Genomic DNA, 16,939 nt, shown 5'->3' on the forward strand with positions numbered 1-16,939 from the left:
AAGGGTGGGCAAAGGCGCATCGCGCCGTGCCCACCATCTTCGTGATAGATGGAAACGGTGGGCACGCTTGCGCTTGGCCCACCCTGCGACATCTCGAACAGAAACGGGCAAGAACGCATGCCCGCGTCCTTGCCCGCTCTTCGTCCGCGATCGAGATCCTACCAGGTGCACTGACCGTTCTTCAGCGCGGCATCCTTCACCGCGAGTGCGTCGATGAACGTCGGAACGGTTGCGCTGGCGCGATGATAGCCGGCCGGCCACGGCGTGGTCGGGATGCTCTCGTCCCAGATCTGGCACAGGCCAGTGTCCTGCCAGCGGATCAGGTGATAGCTGGCTTCCGCAGGGCTCGCCGCGACGAAGGCGGTGACGGCAAGACCGGCGGCAGCGCACAGCACGGACATACGACGCATGATCAGCTCCTCAAATGAATGATGTGATGCGCCTCCCGGCAATGCGGGGAGGGCTGGGTGCCGGACGCTTTCGGATGCGCCCCGGACAAGATGTGAGTAGTTCCGCAGGCCGGTCAGGTTCAAAGCGCGCGGTCCCGCAAAAAGAAGAGGGCGGATCGCTCGCGCGACCCGCCCTCGAAAACCGGTCCGTTGCAAAAGCTCAGAGCGTGCAGCGGCGCTCGGCGCGCATCTTGATCTGGACGTCGGAAGCGGCCTGGAAGGTCGGGAGCGGCTTGCTGACGACCTTGTAGGTCGAAACCCCAAACTGGAACGGCTTGTACTTCAGGTCCTCGTTCCAGACCTGGCAGATGCCGGTGTTGTCCCAGCGGATCACGTAATAGCCGACCGCCGCCGAGGCCGGCACGGCAAAGACGGAGGTGGCGATGCCGGCAACGGCACAGAGCGCGAGAACGCGACGCATGAAATATCTCCTGATGGGGAAGTGGGCGCAAAAATTCGTGCGGTAAAAGCAGGTCCTTTGCAAGCCGGGGAGCTGCCGTTCACGGACATGTCAGCTGTTCCCCAAGCATTTGGTTCGCTCGCGTGCCCGGCAAGCCACACGCTCAGTGGCTCACTTCGCCAGCGAGGCCACCGCCTCGATCTCGATCAGCATCCTCGGGTCGGGCAGGGCCTGCACCACGCAGGTGGTGCGGGCCGGATAGGGCGGCGGGCCGAAGGCGCCGGCATAGAGCGCGTTCATGGCGGCAACGTCCGAGGCGCGGGTCAAGAGCACGTTGACCTTGACGAGGTCGCGGACACCGGCGCCGGCCTCGCCCAGCACGCGCTTGATGTTGACGACGACATTGGCGAACTGCGCCTCGAAACCGTCGGGCAGCGCACCATTGGCATCGAAGCCGGGAATGCCGGAGACGAACAGGAGATCACCGACGCGCGTCGCAAAGGACAGCGGCGGCGCCTTCACGTGCGGCGGGGGCGCGAAATGCTGGATCGGCATGGCATCACCTCGAAGAGTGCTCTCGGGGCCATGAGCGTAGCGGCAGGCGAGGGGTGCTCAAACCAAAAAATGCGAAAACAACCCCATGCACAGTAGGGAAGCCGTTGGATTTCCTTGAATTTCTGTTTAGCCGAAGGTGCGTCCGATCCGTCGGGCAAAACAGGGGCAGAAGGGCATGACGGCGATGCGTGATCTTGTGCCCCACACTCCGTCGTCATGCCCCCGGCTCGACCGGGGCATCCAGCACGCCGCGGCCTCTCGGCTCAATCATCGCCGCCTCTGGAATACTGGATCGCCCGGTTGAACCGGGCGATGACAGTCGAACGGGCTGCCACACCTCGCGTCTCACGCCAGCCCATCATGTTCCCGCCGCGATCCATCGGGTAAATTCGGCTCGCCTGATTCGCTTTCCTCCCTAAAAAATAGCCCCCGGAGACATCCATGAAGATCGCATCCATCTTCCGCGCCGCGCTGGTCGCCATTGCCGCCCTGGCCGGGCTCTCGACCTCGGCGATGGCCGACGGCGGCACCGTGGTGCTGACGATCTACAAGGCGGGCTGGATCATCGGCGGCTCCGGCGGCTCCGGCGTGCTCAACTTCCGCGGCCGCTCCTATGGGCTGTCCACCGGCGGGCTCGACTACGGCCTCGTGTTCGGCGGTTCCAAGACCGTGCTGCGCGGCCGCGTCTCCAACATCAACCGTCCCTCCGATGTCGCCGGCGTCTACGGTGCCGCCGGTGCCGGCCTTGCCGTCGGCCGCGGCGCCCGCGCCATCGTGCTCACCAACCAGAAGGGCGCCGTGCTGGAGCTGACGGGCACGCAGGTCGGGTTGATGGCGAACGCGGATCTCAGCGGCCTTGCGATCACGATGCGGTAGGGACGGTTGCGTAGGGTGGGTTAGCCCCTTGGCGTAACCCACCACTTCTGTCACCGCGGAAAGAGAAGAGGTGGGTTACGCTCATCGGCCAGCGCTTCGCGCAGCCGCTGCGCTAACCCACCCTACGATTTTCCGACCATCGCATGAATCCGCTCGCAATGCGCGACGAGATCCTTCTGCGCATCGACGAACACCTTCAGCGGCGTCGGGATCGGAAAATAAAGGATATTCGCGACGAAGCCGTAGATGCCGGCATCGACGCTCGTTGGCGTCGCGCCGTGCACGAAGCCGGCGGCGGGCACGATCTCGGCCAGCGCCTGCAAATCGGCGAGCCCCCGCGCGTAAGCCTGCTCCGGCGTGTAGCGGCCGATGCCCTGGTAATGATAACGCTGCGCATTATACGCCTTCGCCTTCTCGAATCCTTCTGCACACACTTGCGGATGTTGCGCAATGAAGCCGTCGCGGAACGCCGGATAGAAGCGCTCGTCCTTCCAGCGCGAATACGACATCACCCAGTAGAGATCGTCGAGCATGCGCGTGACGAGGAGATTGGTGCGGCGCTGCTCCGGTGAAAGTCCGGCATCGATGGTGAGACGATATTTCGCGATCGCATGCGCGATGATGGTCTCGCTGTCGCCGATGCTCTCGCCGTCGTCGACGACGTAAGGCAGCTGCCCGCGCGGTGCGGCCGAGGCGTCGAAGATGTGCTCGTGCACGAACTCCAGGCCCGCGAGCTTGAAGAAGGCGTAGACCTTGAGGCCGTAGCCGTTGTTGTCGGCGACGCCGAACAGTTGCGGGTAGGAATAGAGGGGCAGCATGGGCGGGCTCCCTTCCATCCGGAGTCGTATCGCTGCAGTGACACGCTTGCAACAGTCCGGCGCCGTGTGGGCGGTGTCGTTCGATCGAAGGACGCGAAGTGTCCCCCGTTCGGGGTACGGATTCGGCCTCGAGTTCTTGCGCCAGGGCCCCGACATGCGATGTTCACCGACCCGCCGAAATATGCCGGCATTGTTTTGCGGTGGCGCACTTATGGTCGGGCTGGCTTTCGCAGGACCGGCACAGGCTGCGGACCTCGCGGCAAAGCCGCTCACCAAGGCGCCGCCGGTCGCGGTCTCGTCGTGGACCGGCTTCTATGCCGGCCTCGGCCTCGGCTTTCGATCGACGGCCGCCGACCTCACCACCACATCGGTGCTGTTGGACGGTGTTCCCCGTGACATCAGCGATGCCGTCGTCAGTCAGCCGTTCGACGGCCCGGGCCTTCGCGTCAACCCCTATGCCGGCTTCAATTGGCAGGTGGCGCCGAGCTGGGTCCTTGGCGTCGAAGGCGATGTGGGTTTTGGTCGCCAGACCACCATCCTCCAGGGGTTTCGCGCCTCGCCGCGGGCCGGCTCGTCCACCTTCCTCGTCGACAGCCTTGCGCTCACGGCCGGCTGGGATGCGAGCCTGCGCGGCCGCGCCGGCTATCTGCTGACGCCGGCGACACTGGTCTATCTGACGGGCGGACTTGCCTGGCAGCAGTTCGACGTCACCTCGGTCTGCGTCGGCGCCACCTGCAACGACGCCACGCCGACCACGGTCTCGAACTCCGCGACGAAGACCGGCTGGACGTTCGGCGGCGGTCTCGAGACCGCGCTGTGGGGCAACTGGCTGCTGCGCGCCGACTATCGCTACGCCGATTTCGGCACCACGCCGTTCACCATGGCACGCACCAGAAGCGGCGCGGGGCCCGCGCTGACGGTCGACAATTTCGACACCAGGCTGCGGACCCACACGGCAAGCGTCGGCCTCGCCTGGAAGTTCGGCGCTCCCGTCACCGGCGGCGGTTCGCATCCGCTGCAGGCGCAGGCCGCCATGCTGCCGTCCTGGACCGGGGCCTATGCCGGCCTCGGCCTCGGCGCCCGCGCCACGCGCACCGATCTGACGGCGACGTCGGAGACGATCGGCGGCTTTGCGTTCGATCTTGCCGAACGTGCCAACAACCGGCCGATGGACAACACGGCGTTCCGCGCCAGCCCCTATGCCGGCTATCTCTGGCAGCTTGCCTCGCAATGGACCGCCGGCGTCGAGGGCGATGTCGGCCTGGCCGACCGCACCACCATGCGCGAAGGTTTTACCAGCATCCATCTCGCCGACTCCCAGGCGCGCGGCGAGAGCCTGTCGATCCGCAGCCGCTGGGACGCGTCCCTGCGCCTGCGCGGCGGTTATCTCGTGAGCCCGCAGACCATGCTCTATGCCACCGCCGGCGCGGCGTGGCAGAACTTCGAGTTGACCTCGACCTGCACCAGCCGCAACTGCAGCGGCTTCTTCGCGCTGTCGTCGCCGATCATCAATTCGTCGACCACGAAGATGGGCTGGACGCTCGGCGGCGGCCTCGAGACCGTGCTGTGGGGCAACTGGCTCGCGCGCGCCGAATACCGCTATGCCGATTACGGCAAGTCCGGCTTCACCGTCGCACGGTCGAGCGGCCGGGCCGAGTTCGATCCGTCCGTCAACACCTACGACGTCGCGATGCGGGCGCATCTGGCGACGTTCGCCGTGACGTATCGGTTTCAGTGAGGCGGCGCGTAGTCGTAGGGTGGGTTAGCTCGGCGGCTGCGCGAAGCGCAGTCCGCGCGGCGTAACCCACCTCTTCTGTGTCCGCGGAAATCCACAGAGGTGGATTACGCCGAGGGACATTCGCGCAGCCCGGGGCCAATCCACCCTACGACTGTGATGCAGCCTTGAACACCGCAAGCTGCGCATCGAACGCGCGCCTGAACGCCGGACGCGCTTCACCGCGCGCGACATAGGCGGCGATGTCAGGATATTCGTCGAGCAGTCCGGATGTGTTCAGCCGCCGCAGCACCGTCACCATCATGAGATCGCCGGCGCTGAAGGCGCCATCGAGCCAGTCGGCACCACTGATGTGGCGGGACAGTTCGCCGAGCCTGGCACGGACGCGCTCCTGGAGCATAGGCAGCCGCTCCGCGTACCAGCTCCTGTCGCGCTCGAACAGCATGGCCATGGTGAGCTCGACGATCGGCGGCTCCACCGTGCTCAGCGCGGCGAACATCCACGCGATCGCGCGGGCGCGGGCATTGGCGTCCTTCGGCAGCAAGCCATCGTGGCGCTCGGCGATATGCAGCACGATCGCGCCGGACTCGAACAAAGTGAGATCGCCATCCTCATAGGTCGGAATCTGCCCGAACGGATGCAGCGCCAGATGCGCCGGCTGCTTCATCGCGGCAAACGAGACGAGGCGAACGTCGTAGGGTTGCCCGGCTTCCTCGAACGCCCATCGAACCCGCATGTCGCGAGCCTGCCCCTTGCCGCGGTCGGGCGAGGATTCGAAGGCGGTGATGATCGGGGGCATGTGGGGGCTCCATGTGGGTCGCGCGTGGTCCGGAGGACGAACGACGGGGGCGGATTCCGACAGTGCCGTAGGGTGGGCAAAGGCGCGCTCTTCGCGCGCCGTGCCCACGTTCTGCCGGACCCACGCAAAGATGGTGGGCACGGCGCAAGAGCGCCTTTGCCCACCCTACGCAGCGATCCACGCCGCCAACTCGCGCCACGGCTCCAGCGTCCAATGCCCGGACGCCGCCCCCGACGGCGACGGCAGCACGAAGATCTCCGGCAAGCCTGCATCGCGCGGTTGCCTCCCGAGCGAGATCACATTCGACGGCCTGCCATAAAACAAGCTCGCCGCCTTCTTGCTCGTGAACGCAATCGTCCGCGGCCGATACTTTTCGATCTTGGCCCTGAAGCCGGGCACATCGATCGTCTCAGCCGCGATCTGGTGATCCATCCCGGCGCCCGACTTGGAGAGATCGGTGAAGCCGATGCCGAGCTGGATCAGCGAAGCGAACTCGCCCGGCTGATAGCGCTGCGGCGTGATCCCGGCCTCATGGATCGCGCGCCAGAAGCGGTTGCCGGGATGGGCGTAGTAGTGCCCGAGCTCGGCCGAACGCGTCGAGGCGGCGGTGCCGACGAAGACGAGACGGAGGTTGGGAAGGAGTTGGTCGGGGAGGCGGTGGGGGGTGGGGGCGAGCAAGCTGCGCGTCCTTGTTCGATAGTTTGATCGGATGGTCAACTAAGAACCTATCAGAGCAGTTGCCGGGCCAATCTTGGGGGGGGCATTTGCACGCAAAGATTGAATGATGCAAAGAACTCGTCTAATGTTCGGTCGTTTCAGATTTTCATTTTAGGAGATTGACAATGGATCGACTTGTGCCCGTACACGCTCTTAATGCGGCCAATGGCTCCATGGTGGATTTGCAGTCCCCGCTGATCAAGTCCATGCCGAAGAAAGGTAAAGTGTTTGAGCAGGGGGATACTACCTCCGCCAAGTTCGAGATGGCCGAAGGCTGCATTCGTCTTCCCGAAATCGTCATCTACGAGCATGCCAATTGGGGCGGCGCATCAGCGCAAACCAGCCTTAATTGGAACTACGTCGGAGACTGGTGGAACGACAAAATCTCCTCAATTGTTGTTCTTGGTGGACATTGGCGCCTGTTCGAGCACACCAATTTTGGCGGTCAATCTTGGGATTTTGCTCCCGGACAGTACGCGCAGATCCCAAACGATATTGTGTCGTCTTTCAAGCTGATTAGCTTCTGTTAGAAGCTAGGGGACGTCGCAAACCAAACGCGGCGGGATGTTCCGCATCCCGCCGCGTGAACACGTCGAAGCGCGGGCAAAGGCGCAAGGCGCCGTGCTAACCACCAGCGGCAACGATGTCGTGTGACGGTTGGTGAGCACGCCCTGCCCTGCTCACCCTACGCGTCCTCACAACACCCGATTGCTCTCCTTCACCTTCTCCGCATCCAGATAAACGCTGCTCCCCATCTCCTTGAACTTCGCGCTCATCTTGGCCATGCCGTCCTCGGCGGTCCCGCTCATCGACATCCCCACCGCCGCCGGATCATTCAGCGTCGCCGCGTAGTCCCGCACGTCCTGCGTGATCTTCATCGAGCAGAATTTCGGTCCGCACATCGAGCAGAAATGCGCGACCTTGTGGGCTTCCTTCGGCAGGGTCTCGTCGTGGAAGTTCTTGGCCGTATCCGGATCGAGGCCGAGGTTGAACTGGTCGCTCCAGCGGAAGTCGAACCTCGCGCGGGAGAGGGCGTCGTCGCGCAGTTGCGCCGCCGGGTGGCCCTTGGCGAGATCGGAGGCGTGGGCGGCGATCTTGTAGGTGATGACGCCGACCTTGACGTCGTTGCGATCGGGCAGGCCGAGATGCTCCTTCGGGGTGACGTAGCAGAGCATGGCGCAGCCGAACCAGCCGATCATGGCCGCACCAATCCCTGAGGTGATGTGGTCGTAGCCCGGCGCGATGTCGGTGGTCAGCGGTCCAAGCGTGTAGAACGGGGCTTCGCCGCACTCCTTCAGCTGCTTGTCCATGTTGATCTTGATCTTGTGCATCGGCACGTGGCCGGGGCCTTCGATCATGACCTGGCAGCCCTTGTCCCACGCGATTTTTGTCAGCTCGCCGAGGGTTTCGAGCTCGGCAAACTGGGCGCGGTCGTTGGCGTCGGCGATCGAGCCCGGACGCAGGCCGTCGCCGAGCGAGAACGAGACGTCATACTTGCGCATGAGGTCGCAGATCTCGTCGAAATGGGTGTAGAGGAAGCTTTCCTTGTGATGCGCCAGGCACCACTTCGCCATGATCGAGCCGCCGCGGCTGACGATGCCGGTGACGCGGCTGGCGGTGAGGTGGATGTATTGCAGGCGCACGCCGGCGTGGATGGTGAAATAGTCGACGCCCTGCTCGCACTGCTCGATCAGCGTGTCCTTGTAGAGCTCCCAGGTCAGCGCCACCGGATCGCCGTTGCACTTCTCCAGCGCCTGGTAGATCGGAACGGTGCCGATCGGCACCGGCGAGTTGCGCAGGATCCATTCGCGCGTGGTGTGGATGTTGCGGCCCGTCGAGAGGTCCATCACGGTGTCGGCGCCCCAGCGGATGGCCCACACCATCTTCTCGACCTCTTCCTCGACCGACGACGTCACCGCCGAGTTGCCGATATTGGCGTTGATCTTGGTCAGGAAGTTGCGGCCGATGATCATCGGCTCGAGCTCTGAGTGGTTGATGTTGCAGGGGATGATGGCGCGGCCGCGCGCGATCTCGTCGCGCACGAATTCCGGCGTGATGAAGGCGGGCACCGAGGCGCCGAAGCTCTCGCCGTCGGCGAGGGCGGCTTCCGCGCGCTCGAGCTGCTGCTTGCGGCCGAGGTTTTCGCGGGCGGCGACGTAGATCATCTCCTTGGTGATGATGCCGGCGCGGGCGAATTCGAGCTGGGTGATCTTGTGGCCGTCGAGGCCGCGCAGCGGCTGGTGATAGGCCGAGAAGGCGCGCGCGGCCTTGTCGGTGGAGACGCTGCCATTGTCCTCCGGCTTGATCTGCCGGCCCTGATATTCCTCGACGCCGCCGCGCTCCAGCACCCAGGCTTTGCGATTGCGGGCAAGGCCGGCGTTGACGTCGATGGTGACGCTCGGATCGGTGTAGGGGCCGGAGGTGTCGTAGACCGGCAGGTTCGGCTCGCCCGCACCTTCGGACAGGATGATCTCGCGCAAGGGCACGCGCAGATCGGGCGCGGCGTCGGGGGAGGCGAAGATCTTTCGCGAGGAGGGAAGGGGCCCGGTGGTGACGGCGGGGACGGTCTTGTCGGGGTTGGAGCGGATGTTCATGGGATCCTCCGGTTTAATTCGTTAGTTTCGCTGCGCGAGCGTCGATTACAGCTGTCATCCCCGCCTAGTGCGCAATCGCGCACGGGGGGCGGGGATCCAGTATTCCAGAGACTGTCGTGGGATACGGAAGAGCCGCGGCGTACTGGATCGCCCGGTCAAGCCGGGCGATGACGGCGGAGTGTGTGGAGAGAGCGTGCGCATCACGCGGCCTCCGCAGGTAGGCCGAGCCATTGACGCACGCGGGCATCGGGATCGGCGTTTTGCGTCACGTCGGACACCACCGCGATGGAATCCGCGCCCGCCGCAAAGATCTCCGGGGCGTGCTCGAACTTGATGCCGCCGATCGCGACCAGCGGAATGGTGCCGATGCGCTTCTTCCACTCCGTGATCTTCGGAATGCCCTGCGGCTCGAAGCGCATCGATTTGAGCGTGGTGAAGAAGATCGGGCCGAGCGCGACGTAGTCGGGCTTGGCCTTGAGTGCGGTTTCAAGCTCGGCATCGTCATGGGTGGAGATGCCGAGCGAGAGGCCCGCCTCGCGGATGGATTTGAGGTCGGCTTCCGCCAGATCCTCCTGACCGAGATGCAGGTACTTCGCGCCGGCGACGACGGCGGCGCGCCAATAGTCGTTCACGACCAGCTTGGCTTGCGTGTCCTTGGTGATCGCCAGCGCGTCGGTGACGATCTGCAGCGCGTCGGCGTCGTTGAGCTCCTTGGCGCGCAGCTGGATGGTGCCGACGCCGAGCTTTGTCAGCCGCTCGACCCATTTGAGGCTGTCGACGACGGGATAAAATCGATCAGGATACGCGTTACGATCAGGATACGGCATGCCAGAACGGGGTCCCAACGACAGGGGTGGAGGGGGAGGCGAAGTCGCGCGCGTTCATCAGCCCGGCTTCGAAAGCGGTGCGGCCGGCATCACAGCCGAGGCGGAACGCTTTGGCCATCGCGACGGGATCGGCGGCTTTGGCGATCGCGGTGTTGAGCAGCACGGCATCAAAGCCGAGCTCCAGCGCCTGCGCCGCGTGGCTGGGCGCCCCTAAGCCGGCGTCGACCACCAGCGTGATGTCGGGCAGGCGCTCGCGCATCAGCTTCAGCGCGTCGCGGTTGGTGATGCCCTTCGCGCTGCCGATGGGAGCTGCCCACGGCATCACCACCTTGCAGCCGGCATCGACGAGGCGGTTCGCGACCGAGAGGTCCTCGGTGCAATAGGGGAATACGTCAAAGCCGTCCTTGATCAGGATGCCGGCGGCTTCGACCAGGCCGACGACGTCGGGCTGCAGCGTGTCGTTGTCGGCGATGACCTCGAGCTTGATCCAGGTGGTGCCGAACAATTCCCGGGCGAGCTTGGCGGTGGTCACCGCTTCGCGCACCGTGCGGCAGCCGGCGGTGTTCGGCAGCACGGTGACGTCGAGCTCGCGGATCAGATTCCAGAACGCGTCCCCGGTCTTGCCGCCGGCGGATTCGCGCCGCAGCGACACCGTGACGATGTTCGAGCCGGAGGCGCGGATCGCGGACTGCATGATCGCAGGCGAGGGATGGAGCGCGCTGCCGATGAGGAGGCGCGAGGCGAAGGATTTGCCGTAGAAGGTCACCATGGCTCAGGTGTCTCCCCAAACTCGCTGTCGTCCCGGCGAACGCCGGGACCCATAACCACAGGCTTGTGTGACGACGGAAGGTCTCTCCCTGCGTGGCTCAAGCGAGATCACGCGGTATGGGTCCCGGCGTTCGCCGGGACGACGTGCGGAGAGGTGCTGTGCCATCTCCTCACCCTCCCTGCCGCGGCGTGATGATCTCGATCTCGTCGCCGGCTTTCAGTGCGGTTTCGGCCCAGCGGCTTTTCGGCACGACGTCGTAGTTGAGCGCGATCGCGAAATGGGTGCCCTCGTAGTCGAGCTCCGAGAGCAGCGCATCGACGCTTCCCGAAGCCACTTCGCGCTGCTCGCCGTTGATAATCACAAGCATCGCATCACCTCGTTGTCGATCTGGCCGCGCTCGACATAGTTGAGCGTCAGCTCGGCGAGCGCCGGCGCGATCAGGAAGCCGTGGCGATAAAGGCCGTTGACGGAGATCGTCTTGCCGCGAATGCCGATGCGCGGCAGGTTGTCGGGATAGGCGGGACGAAGCCCCGAGCCGAATTCGACGATGCGGGCTTCGCCGAACGCGGGGTGCACGGCGTAAGCGGCGCCCAGCAGCTCCAGCGCGGAGCGGACGCTGACGCCGGTGTCCTCGGCCTCGATCGAGGTCGCGCCCAGCATGAACAGATTGTCCTCGCGCGGGATCACGTAAAGAGGCCAGCGCGGATGCATCAGTCGCACCGGGCGCGCAAGCTGCACCTCAGCTGTCTCGATCAGGATCATCTCGCCCTTGACGCCGCGAAGCTCGGGTTGTTCCTCGCGCGCGCCGAGGCCCCGGCAGTCGATCACGATGTTGTCTGGATCCTTTGCGAGATCGGCGGCGGTGACGTCACTTTCGAACTTGATGGTGCCGCCGGCGGCGCGGATGCGATCGTGCAGTTGCGGCAGCACGCGGCGCGGCTCGACATGGCCCTCGGCCGGGAAGAACAGCGCGTCGCGGAAGCGGCCCTCCAGCGACGGCTCGAGCTCGGCGAGCCCTGAGGCATCGAGCCGGCGGTGGTCCTCGGTCATGCGCGCAAAGCGCTCGAAATCGTTGCGCTCGCGCGGATGGGCGACGACCAGCGAGCCGTTGAACGGCGTGTCGGGCAGCTCGCGCCGCCAGATATGAAGCGAGCGCAGCCCGAGGCGGCTGATGATGGGTTCGGCGACCTCGGCCTCGCAATAGGGCGCGAGCATGCCGCCGGCCCAATGGCTGGTGGCGTCCGTCATCGCCTCGTCACCGCGTTCGTGCAGGGTCACGGCATGGCCGGCCTGCGCGAACAGCAAGGCTTGCCAGGCTCCCGCGATGCCTGCGCCGATGATGGATACCGGTGAATCCGGTCGCTTGGTCGTTTGCAACATCCCTGTCCCTTCGCCGGCATGACCCGGATCAGGTTCAAAGGGTCACCGCGGTCCTGGGCGTTATTGCCCATTTAGCGGTATCTCAGCTCCTCCTCGGAGCACCCCTCGGAACGGCTCTAATGTAGGACAGTGGGGCTGGGTGGTCAACGCATGTTGCCGGGAACCCACCGCCCGTGCCCCGGACGCGATCCGGCACGCCCCTGGCGATGCGAAGCATCGTCCAGTACGGCGTGATGCGTCGCAGAGCCGGGGCCCATGCCTTTGTGGGATACTGGGTCCCGGCTCTGCGCAGCAGCGTTGCACGCTGCAGCGCGTCCGGGACACGAGAGGTTACTTCGGCGCCTGCGCCCGCGCATTGCGCACGCCCTGCGCCAGCTTCCTGTGCGGCGCATTGCCGAACATCGGCTGCGGGTTGCCGTTGGGCTCGAGCCAGGCCTGGGAGCTCGTCTCGTTGCTGGCCTGCTGCACCATGTCCTGCCGCTGCCGCTTGGCGGCGTAGTAATAGCCGCCGGCGAAATAGCGCACGGCCCGGGCGTGGTCGCCATTGGCGGCGCGATAGGCGCCGGCGAGGTACTTCACGGCATAGGTGAGGTTGGTGTTGGGATCGCGCAGGCCGGCGGCATCGCCGGTGTAGCCGACCCCGCGCGCAGTCGCGAGCTTGATCTGCATCAGCCCGATGGTGCCGCCATGGCCGACGAGGTGCGGCTGGTAGCGGCTCTCGCGCATGATGACGCGATGCACCAGCGCTTCCGGCACGCCGTTGGCGCGGGCATGGGCCGCGACCATCTCGGCATATTCGGCTTCGCCGGCGAATGCGGCCTGCGGCAATGTCAATCCGGCCGCGAGCAGCGCTGCAATGCGTAAAATCTTCATCAGATATTCCCTGAGGTCCCCTAGGTGACCTGCGCCCAGCCGCAGTTAGGCGTTCCGAACGCGGCGATGATGTGACCAAACGCCGCCATCGCCCGATTTTGCGGTGCCGAGCCGCTGTTACGACTCAAAGCTGGCGCAAGAGAGCTTCGAAGCGGAAGCTTCGGGGCGGACGACCCCCGCTCGCGGCAGCACGCCTGTCTATTCGCACGGGTATGTGAAAGCGAGTAAGAAGACGCTGCAAATCGGGAGAGGTGCCATGACAAAATCAAACATGGCCAGGCTGTATGCCGGCGACATCCCCAGACAGAACCCCTGTGCCCAATGCGGCACGCCGATCCCAAAGCCTGACTGGATCGAGCCGGGTGAGGGGCGCGTCTCCTATCTCTGGAATTGCCACGCCTGCAATTATCGCTTCGAGGCCGTGGCGATCTTCGACGAGGCCGCCCTCGAGCGCCCGCCGCTCGCGGCCTGAGTCAGGCGGCGAGCTTCGGCTGCTGCCAGAGCGGCAATTGCATCCGCACGATCAGTCCATGCGGCGCGCGGTCGTGCAGCGACAGCTCGCCGCCATGGGCGAGCGCGATGGCGCGCGCGATCGACAGGCCGAGCCCGAAGCCGGTGGATTCGTCCATGGTGCGCGCATCGTCGCCGCGCACGAACGGCTCCAGCATCTCCTGCTTGCGCGCATCCGAAATGCCGGGGCCGTCGTCCTCGACGTCGATGACGAGCGTGGTGCCGGAGACGTCGAGACGGATCGTCACCTCGGCGCCGAAGCGCACCGCGTTCTCGACCAGGTTGGTGACGCCGCGATGCAGATCGTCGGGCCGCGCGGCGGCGGTCGCGGACGCCGGCCCGTCATAATGCACGACATGGCCCATGTCGCCGAACTGGTCGGCGACGAGCTGCAGCGTGCTGGCGATGTCGACCAGCGTCACGGCTTCGACCTTGCGGTCGTTGCGCAGCAGCGACAGCACCGATTCCAGCATCGCGCGCATCTGGTCGAGATCGACCAGCATGCGCTTGCGGTTGCCCTCGTCCTCGACGAACTCGGCGCGCAGGCGCAGCCGCGTGATCGGCGTGCGCAGATCGTGGCTGATCGCCGCCAGCATCCGGGTGCGATCCGACATCAGGCGCGCGATCCGCTCATGCATGCGGTTGAGCGCACGCGCCACCGAGCGGATTTCTTCCGGGCCGCGCTCGGGCAGGGGGTCCGCCGCGCCGTCGAGGCTGAAATTCTCGGCGGCCTTGGCGAAGGACGACAGCGGAGCTGCCAGCGCGCGCGCCGCCCACAGCCCGAGCACGCTGACGCAGATGAAAGCCGACATCAGCGCCATCAGCCACGGCGCGCCCCAGAACCATGGCCGCGGTCCGCCCTCGACATGCCCGGCGATCATGGTGCCGTCGGGCAACTCGACGCCGACGCGGGATACGGTGCCGCCTGAGGCCAGCTGGACTGCCTTGTAGCCGCGCTCGAGATGACGGCGCATCCCGCGCAGGTGCTGATTGTCGCTCTCCTCGACGTTTGCGGTGCCGGGCGCAAACATTTCGATGCCGAGCTTGGGGAAGGCGCGCGCGAGATCGGCGATGAGGCGCGGACGCTCGCCGGCCTCGGCCGAGCCGAGCAGCAGCGCAGCGTCGGTCAGCTGATGCGCGCCGTCCGGCGGCGTGTCGGGGCGGTCCGGCCGGCTGATCAGGAACGCGGTGGTGACGACGAGATGGAGCGCGACGGTCGAAGCGAGCACCAGCGCGGCGATCTGCCCGCCGATCCCCTTGAGGTGGAAGAACCCGAACGGCCTCATCGTCGACGTCCCCTTCAACTGCTCAGGGGCGCCGCAACCGCTTGAGTGCTTGCCGCTTGAGGGCTCGCAGCCTGCGTTCTCGGCGTGAACAGATAGCCGCCGGAGCGCACCGTCTTGATGAGGGTGGGATCGGCCGGATTGGGCTCGATCTTGCGGCGGATGCGGCTGACCAGCACGTCGATGGAGCGTTCGAACGATCCGGTGTTGCGTCCTTGCGTGAGGTCGAGCAGGCTGTCGCGCGACAGCACGCGGCCGGGCCGTTCGCAGAATGTGCGCAAGAGATCGAATTCGGCGCTGGTCACCGCAACGCGCGCGCCTTCCGGATTGCGCAGCTCGCGCAGCCGCAGGTCGATGTGCCAGCCCTCGAAGGTGAGCGTGGAGGCGCCTTCGATCGAGCTCGCCGCTTGCGCCGCGGCCTGGCGGCGCAGCACGGCGTTGATGCGGGCGAGCAGCTCGCGCGGGTTGAAGGGTTTCGGCAGATAGTCGTCCGCGCCCATCTCGAGGCCGACGATGCGGTCGACGTCCTCGCCCCGCGCGGTCAGCATGATGATCGGCGTCTGCGCCTCGGCACGCACCTTGCGGCACAGGCTGAGGCCGTCCTCGCCCGGCAGCATGACGTCGAGGATGATGAGGTCGACGCGGTGATCGGCCAAGGCGCGCGACATCTCGCGGCCGTCGCCCACGGCGGTGACGTTGCAGGCGTTGTTGCGCAGATACTTCGCAATCAGCGTCCGGGTTTCGCGGTCGTCTTCGACGACCAGGATGTTGGGATTGGGAATGGCCATGCGCTTTGTTTGTCCGGGATTCGGGCCAAATGGCGAAGATTTTTGTTTCGGATTGTTTCTGTCGGGCTTTCCGCAACAGACGGCAATCGCCGGGTCGTGAGACGGCAAGGTCTCGTTAAGGCCGTTAACCATAGCGTGGCGTGGTCCGCGACGAAACCCCGCAAACTCCACGGAGCCATCATGACCTCGATTTCGGCGGCCTCCGCCGGCAACCACCAGTCGCCGCTGCAGCGGCTGCAGCAGGAATTGCAATCGGAAGTGTCCGCCGGCACGATCTCGTCGTCGGACCAGTCCGCGCTCTCGACGGCGCTGACCGACATCGACACCGCACTCCAGCAGAGCCGGTCGAGCGACCAGTCGAGCGGTACGCGACCCTCCAAGGACGAGATGCAATCGAAGATCGACGACCTCATCTCGAACGAGGTGTCGAACGGGACGCTGACCTCGGACCAGGCCGAGGACTTGAAGAACGTGTTTCAGTCCGCCTTCGCGAGCGGTCCCGGCGGGGCGGGCGGCGCCGGTGGTGCAGGCGGGCCTCCGCCCGGTCCGCCACCGGACGACAGCTCTTCGGATTCGGCGGACTCCACCAGCAGCACGTCGACCGATGCCACCACGGCCAAGATCCTCCAGCAGTTCCTGCAGGCGCTGCAGCAGTCGCAATCATCGAGCGCGTCCTACGGCGCCAACGGCAGCTCGTCCGGCAATTCCGACTTCTCCGCGCTCCTGATCGACTACAAGAGCTGACCCTGAGCGACGCGGGTCGGCGCGGGTCCTCGCCGCGATCGTGCTTCACCCAGGGCGCATGATCGTCGGCGGGGAACCGTGCGCCGCAAAATGTTCCTGGGTGACTCAGGAACAGTCCTTGCGACTTTAGCTCGCGCATCGCGCGACGAAATTGCGGCGCGCACGGAACTGCGTGTGATCAGCGCTGTTTTCTCCACACGAGTTTTTTCTGTGAAGGAGAGGACAACATGCTGACGAAATCGATCGCCGCCGGCCTCGCCGGCACCGCACTGCTTGCCACCGTTGCGTTCGCGCAATCGCCGACCGCCACCACCGACAAGGCGCCGACCGCGGCCACCGCGACGACCACGACGGCGTCCGGTCAATGGCGTACCTCGAAGATGGACGGCCTGAAGGTCTACAACGAAGCCAACGAGAACATCGGCACGATCAACGACCTGCTGATGGACAAGAGCGGCGACATCAAGATCGCCGTGATCGGCGTCGGCGGCTTCCTCGGCTTGGGCGAGCATCTGGTCGCCGTCCCGTATGAGAAGTTGAAGTTCGTCAACGAGGCCGTGGCCTACACCGGCACCGGTGCGAAGCCCGCGACCACCACGACCGGCGCTGCGACCGGTACCGAGAAGACCACGACGACAACCACGGCACCGGCTGCGACCACGACGTCGTCCACCTCGAAGTGGTATCCGGACCACGCCGTGTTCAACGCCAGCAAGGACGAGCTGAAGAACATGCCCGAGTTCAAGTACTCGGAGTAATGGGCTAACCGCCTGAACGAGGCGCGCCCGGTTTTCACCGGGCGCGCTGTCGTGTTTTTTCTTC

The 16,939-nt window shown here is 65.5% G+C and carries 21 protein-coding genes and 1 riboswitch; of the genes, 6 read left to right on the top strand and 15 right to left on the bottom strand.

What is annotated here, in order from left to right; all coding sequences use genetic code 11:
* Window positions 1-158 precede the first annotated feature (158 nt).
* The 4 genes from AABA84_RS08820 to AABA84_RS08835 form a co-directional block, all read right to left on the bottom strand.
* The gene (locus AABA84_RS08820; protein WP_212253867.1) at window positions 159-410 is read right to left on the bottom strand and encodes a hypothetical protein; all 252 of its coding nucleotides are present in this window, start codon (window positions 408-410) and stop codon (window positions 159-161) included.
* A 199-nt stretch (window positions 411-609) separates the two neighbouring features.
* Entirely contained in the window at window positions 610-870 is a 261-nt protein-coding gene (locus AABA84_RS08825) for a hypothetical protein (RefSeq protein WP_212253868.1), read from the bottom strand.
* A 150-nt stretch (window positions 871-1,020) separates the two neighbouring features.
* Window positions 1,021-1,404 (bottom strand): RidA family protein, encoded by a 384-nt coding sequence (locus AABA84_RS08830; RefSeq protein ID WP_212253869.1) that lies wholly within the window; start codon window positions 1,402-1,404, stop codon window positions 1,021-1,023.
* Window positions 1,405-1,667: 263 nt separating this feature from the next.
* Entirely contained in the window at window positions 1,668-1,862 is a 195-nt protein-coding gene (locus tag AABA84_RS08835; protein WP_338305338.1) for a hypothetical protein, read from the bottom strand.
* Here AABA84_RS08835 and AABA84_RS08840 point away from each other — a divergent pair.
* Window positions 1,846-2,280, top strand: a complete 435-nt coding sequence (locus tag AABA84_RS08840) for a hypothetical protein (protein ID WP_212250077.1) — start codon at window positions 1,846-1,848, stop codon at window positions 2,278-2,280. The genes AABA84_RS08835 and AABA84_RS08840 overlap by 17 nt on opposite strands.
* Before the next feature lie 122 nt (window positions 2,281-2,402).
* Here the strand turns inward: AABA84_RS08840 and AABA84_RS08845 are convergent, their stop codons facing one another.
* Window positions 2,403-3,098, bottom strand: a complete 696-nt coding sequence (locus AABA84_RS08845; protein ID WP_338311889.1) for a glutathione S-transferase family protein — start codon at window positions 3,096-3,098, stop codon at window positions 2,403-2,405.
* A gap of 211 nt (window positions 3,099-3,309) precedes the next feature.
* Here AABA84_RS08845 and AABA84_RS08850 point away from each other — a divergent pair, with 211 nt between their 5' ends.
* Entirely contained in the window at window positions 3,310-4,836 is a 1,527-nt protein-coding gene (locus AABA84_RS08850; protein ID WP_338311890.1) for an outer membrane protein, read from the top strand.
* Window positions 4,837-4,981: 145 nt separating this feature from the next.
* Here AABA84_RS08850 and AABA84_RS08855 read toward each other — a convergent pair whose 3' ends face one another.
* Both AABA84_RS08855 and AABA84_RS08860 read right to left on the bottom strand, forming a co-directional pair.
* A complete protein-coding gene (locus AABA84_RS08855; RefSeq protein ID WP_338311891.1) occupies window positions 4,982-5,632 on the bottom strand; it encodes a glutathione S-transferase family protein in 651 nt (216 codons plus the stop codon).
* 165 nt (window positions 5,633-5,797) lie between these two features.
* Window positions 5,798-6,310 (bottom strand): mismatch-specific DNA-glycosylase, encoded by a 513-nt coding sequence (locus tag AABA84_RS08860; protein ID WP_338306153.1) that lies wholly within the window; start codon window positions 6,308-6,310, stop codon window positions 5,798-5,800.
* Window positions 6,311-6,474: 164 nt separating this feature from the next.
* On the opposite strand from AABA84_RS08860, the gene AABA84_RS08865 reads away from it, so the two are divergent.
* Window positions 6,475-6,879: a beta/gamma crystallin-related protein gene (locus AABA84_RS08865; RefSeq protein ID WP_338306154.1), complete on the top strand. Its 405-nt coding sequence runs from the start codon at window positions 6,475-6,477 to the stop codon at window positions 6,877-6,879.
* A gap of 165 nt (window positions 6,880-7,044) precedes the next feature.
* On the opposite strand, the gene thiC is transcribed toward AABA84_RS08865, so the two are convergent.
* The 6 genes from thiC to AABA84_RS08895 form a co-directional block, all read right to left on the bottom strand.
* Entirely contained in the window at window positions 7,045-8,943 is a 1,899-nt protein-coding gene (gene thiC / locus AABA84_RS08870) for a phosphomethylpyrimidine synthase ThiC (RefSeq protein ID WP_338311892.1), read from the bottom strand.
* A 200-nt stretch (window positions 8,944-9,143) separates the two neighbouring features.
* Window positions 9,144-9,770, bottom strand: coding sequence for a thiamine phosphate synthase (locus tag AABA84_RS08875; RefSeq protein ID WP_338311893.1), 627 nt, complete (start codon window positions 9,768-9,770; stop codon window positions 9,144-9,146).
* Window positions 9,757-10,539, bottom strand: a complete 783-nt coding sequence (locus tag AABA84_RS08880) for a thiazole synthase (protein WP_338311894.1) — start codon at window positions 10,537-10,539, stop codon at window positions 9,757-9,759. The genes AABA84_RS08875 and AABA84_RS08880 overlap by 14 nt, the downstream gene beginning before the upstream one ends.
* A 169-nt stretch (window positions 10,540-10,708) precedes the next feature.
* The gene (gene thiS, locus AABA84_RS08885; protein WP_212250062.1) at window positions 10,709-10,906 is read right to left on the bottom strand and encodes a sulfur carrier protein ThiS; all 198 of its coding nucleotides are present in this window, start codon (window positions 10,904-10,906) and stop codon (window positions 10,709-10,711) included.
* The gene (locus tag AABA84_RS08890; RefSeq protein WP_338311895.1) at window positions 10,897-11,919 is read right to left on the bottom strand and encodes an FAD-dependent oxidoreductase; all 1,023 of its coding nucleotides are present in this window, start codon (window positions 11,917-11,919) and stop codon (window positions 10,897-10,899) included. Before AABA84_RS08890 ends, thiS begins: the two co-directional genes overlap by 10 nt.
* Window positions 11,907-12,035, bottom strand: a riboswitch (TPP riboswitch). It overlaps the preceding gene by 13 nt.
* 214 nt (window positions 12,036-12,249) lie before the next feature.
* Window positions 12,250-12,792 (bottom strand): lytic transglycosylase domain-containing protein, encoded by a 543-nt coding sequence (locus AABA84_RS08895; RefSeq protein WP_212250058.1) that lies wholly within the window; start codon window positions 12,790-12,792, stop codon window positions 12,250-12,252.
* A gap of 256 nt (window positions 12,793-13,048) precedes the next feature.
* Between AABA84_RS08895 and AABA84_RS08900 the strand changes: the two genes are divergently transcribed.
* Window positions 13,049-13,264: a hypothetical protein gene (locus tag AABA84_RS08900; protein ID WP_338311896.1), complete on the top strand. Its 216-nt coding sequence runs from the start codon at window positions 13,049-13,051 to the stop codon at window positions 13,262-13,264.
* A 1-nt stretch (window position 13,265) separates the two neighbouring features.
* Here AABA84_RS08900 and AABA84_RS08905 read toward each other — a convergent pair whose 3' ends face one another.
* Both AABA84_RS08905 and AABA84_RS08910 read right to left on the bottom strand, forming a co-directional pair.
* Entirely contained in the window at window positions 13,266-14,588 is a 1,323-nt protein-coding gene (locus AABA84_RS08905) for an ATP-binding protein (RefSeq protein WP_338311897.1), read from the bottom strand.
* Between the two features lie 14 nt (window positions 14,589-14,602).
* Window positions 14,603-15,373, bottom strand: coding sequence for a response regulator (locus tag AABA84_RS08910; RefSeq protein ID WP_212250052.1), 771 nt, complete (start codon window positions 15,371-15,373; stop codon window positions 14,603-14,605).
* A gap of 180 nt (window positions 15,374-15,553) precedes the next feature.
* Between AABA84_RS08910 and AABA84_RS08915 the strand changes: the two genes are divergently transcribed.
* Window positions 15,554-16,117, top strand: coding sequence for a hypothetical protein (locus AABA84_RS08915; protein WP_212250050.1), 564 nt, complete (start codon window positions 15,554-15,556; stop codon window positions 16,115-16,117).
* A 227-nt stretch (window positions 16,118-16,344) separates the two neighbouring features.
* Window positions 16,345-16,875: a PRC-barrel domain-containing protein gene (locus tag AABA84_RS08920; protein WP_338311898.1), complete on the top strand. Its 531-nt coding sequence runs from the start codon at window positions 16,345-16,347 to the stop codon at window positions 16,873-16,875.
* Window positions 16,876-16,939 lie beyond the last annotated feature (64 nt).

Source organism: Bradyrhizobium sp. TM239 (assembly GCF_036247985.1).
Classification (GTDB): Bacteria; Pseudomonadota; Alphaproteobacteria; order Rhizobiales; family Xanthobacteraceae; genus Bradyrhizobium; species Bradyrhizobium ottawaense.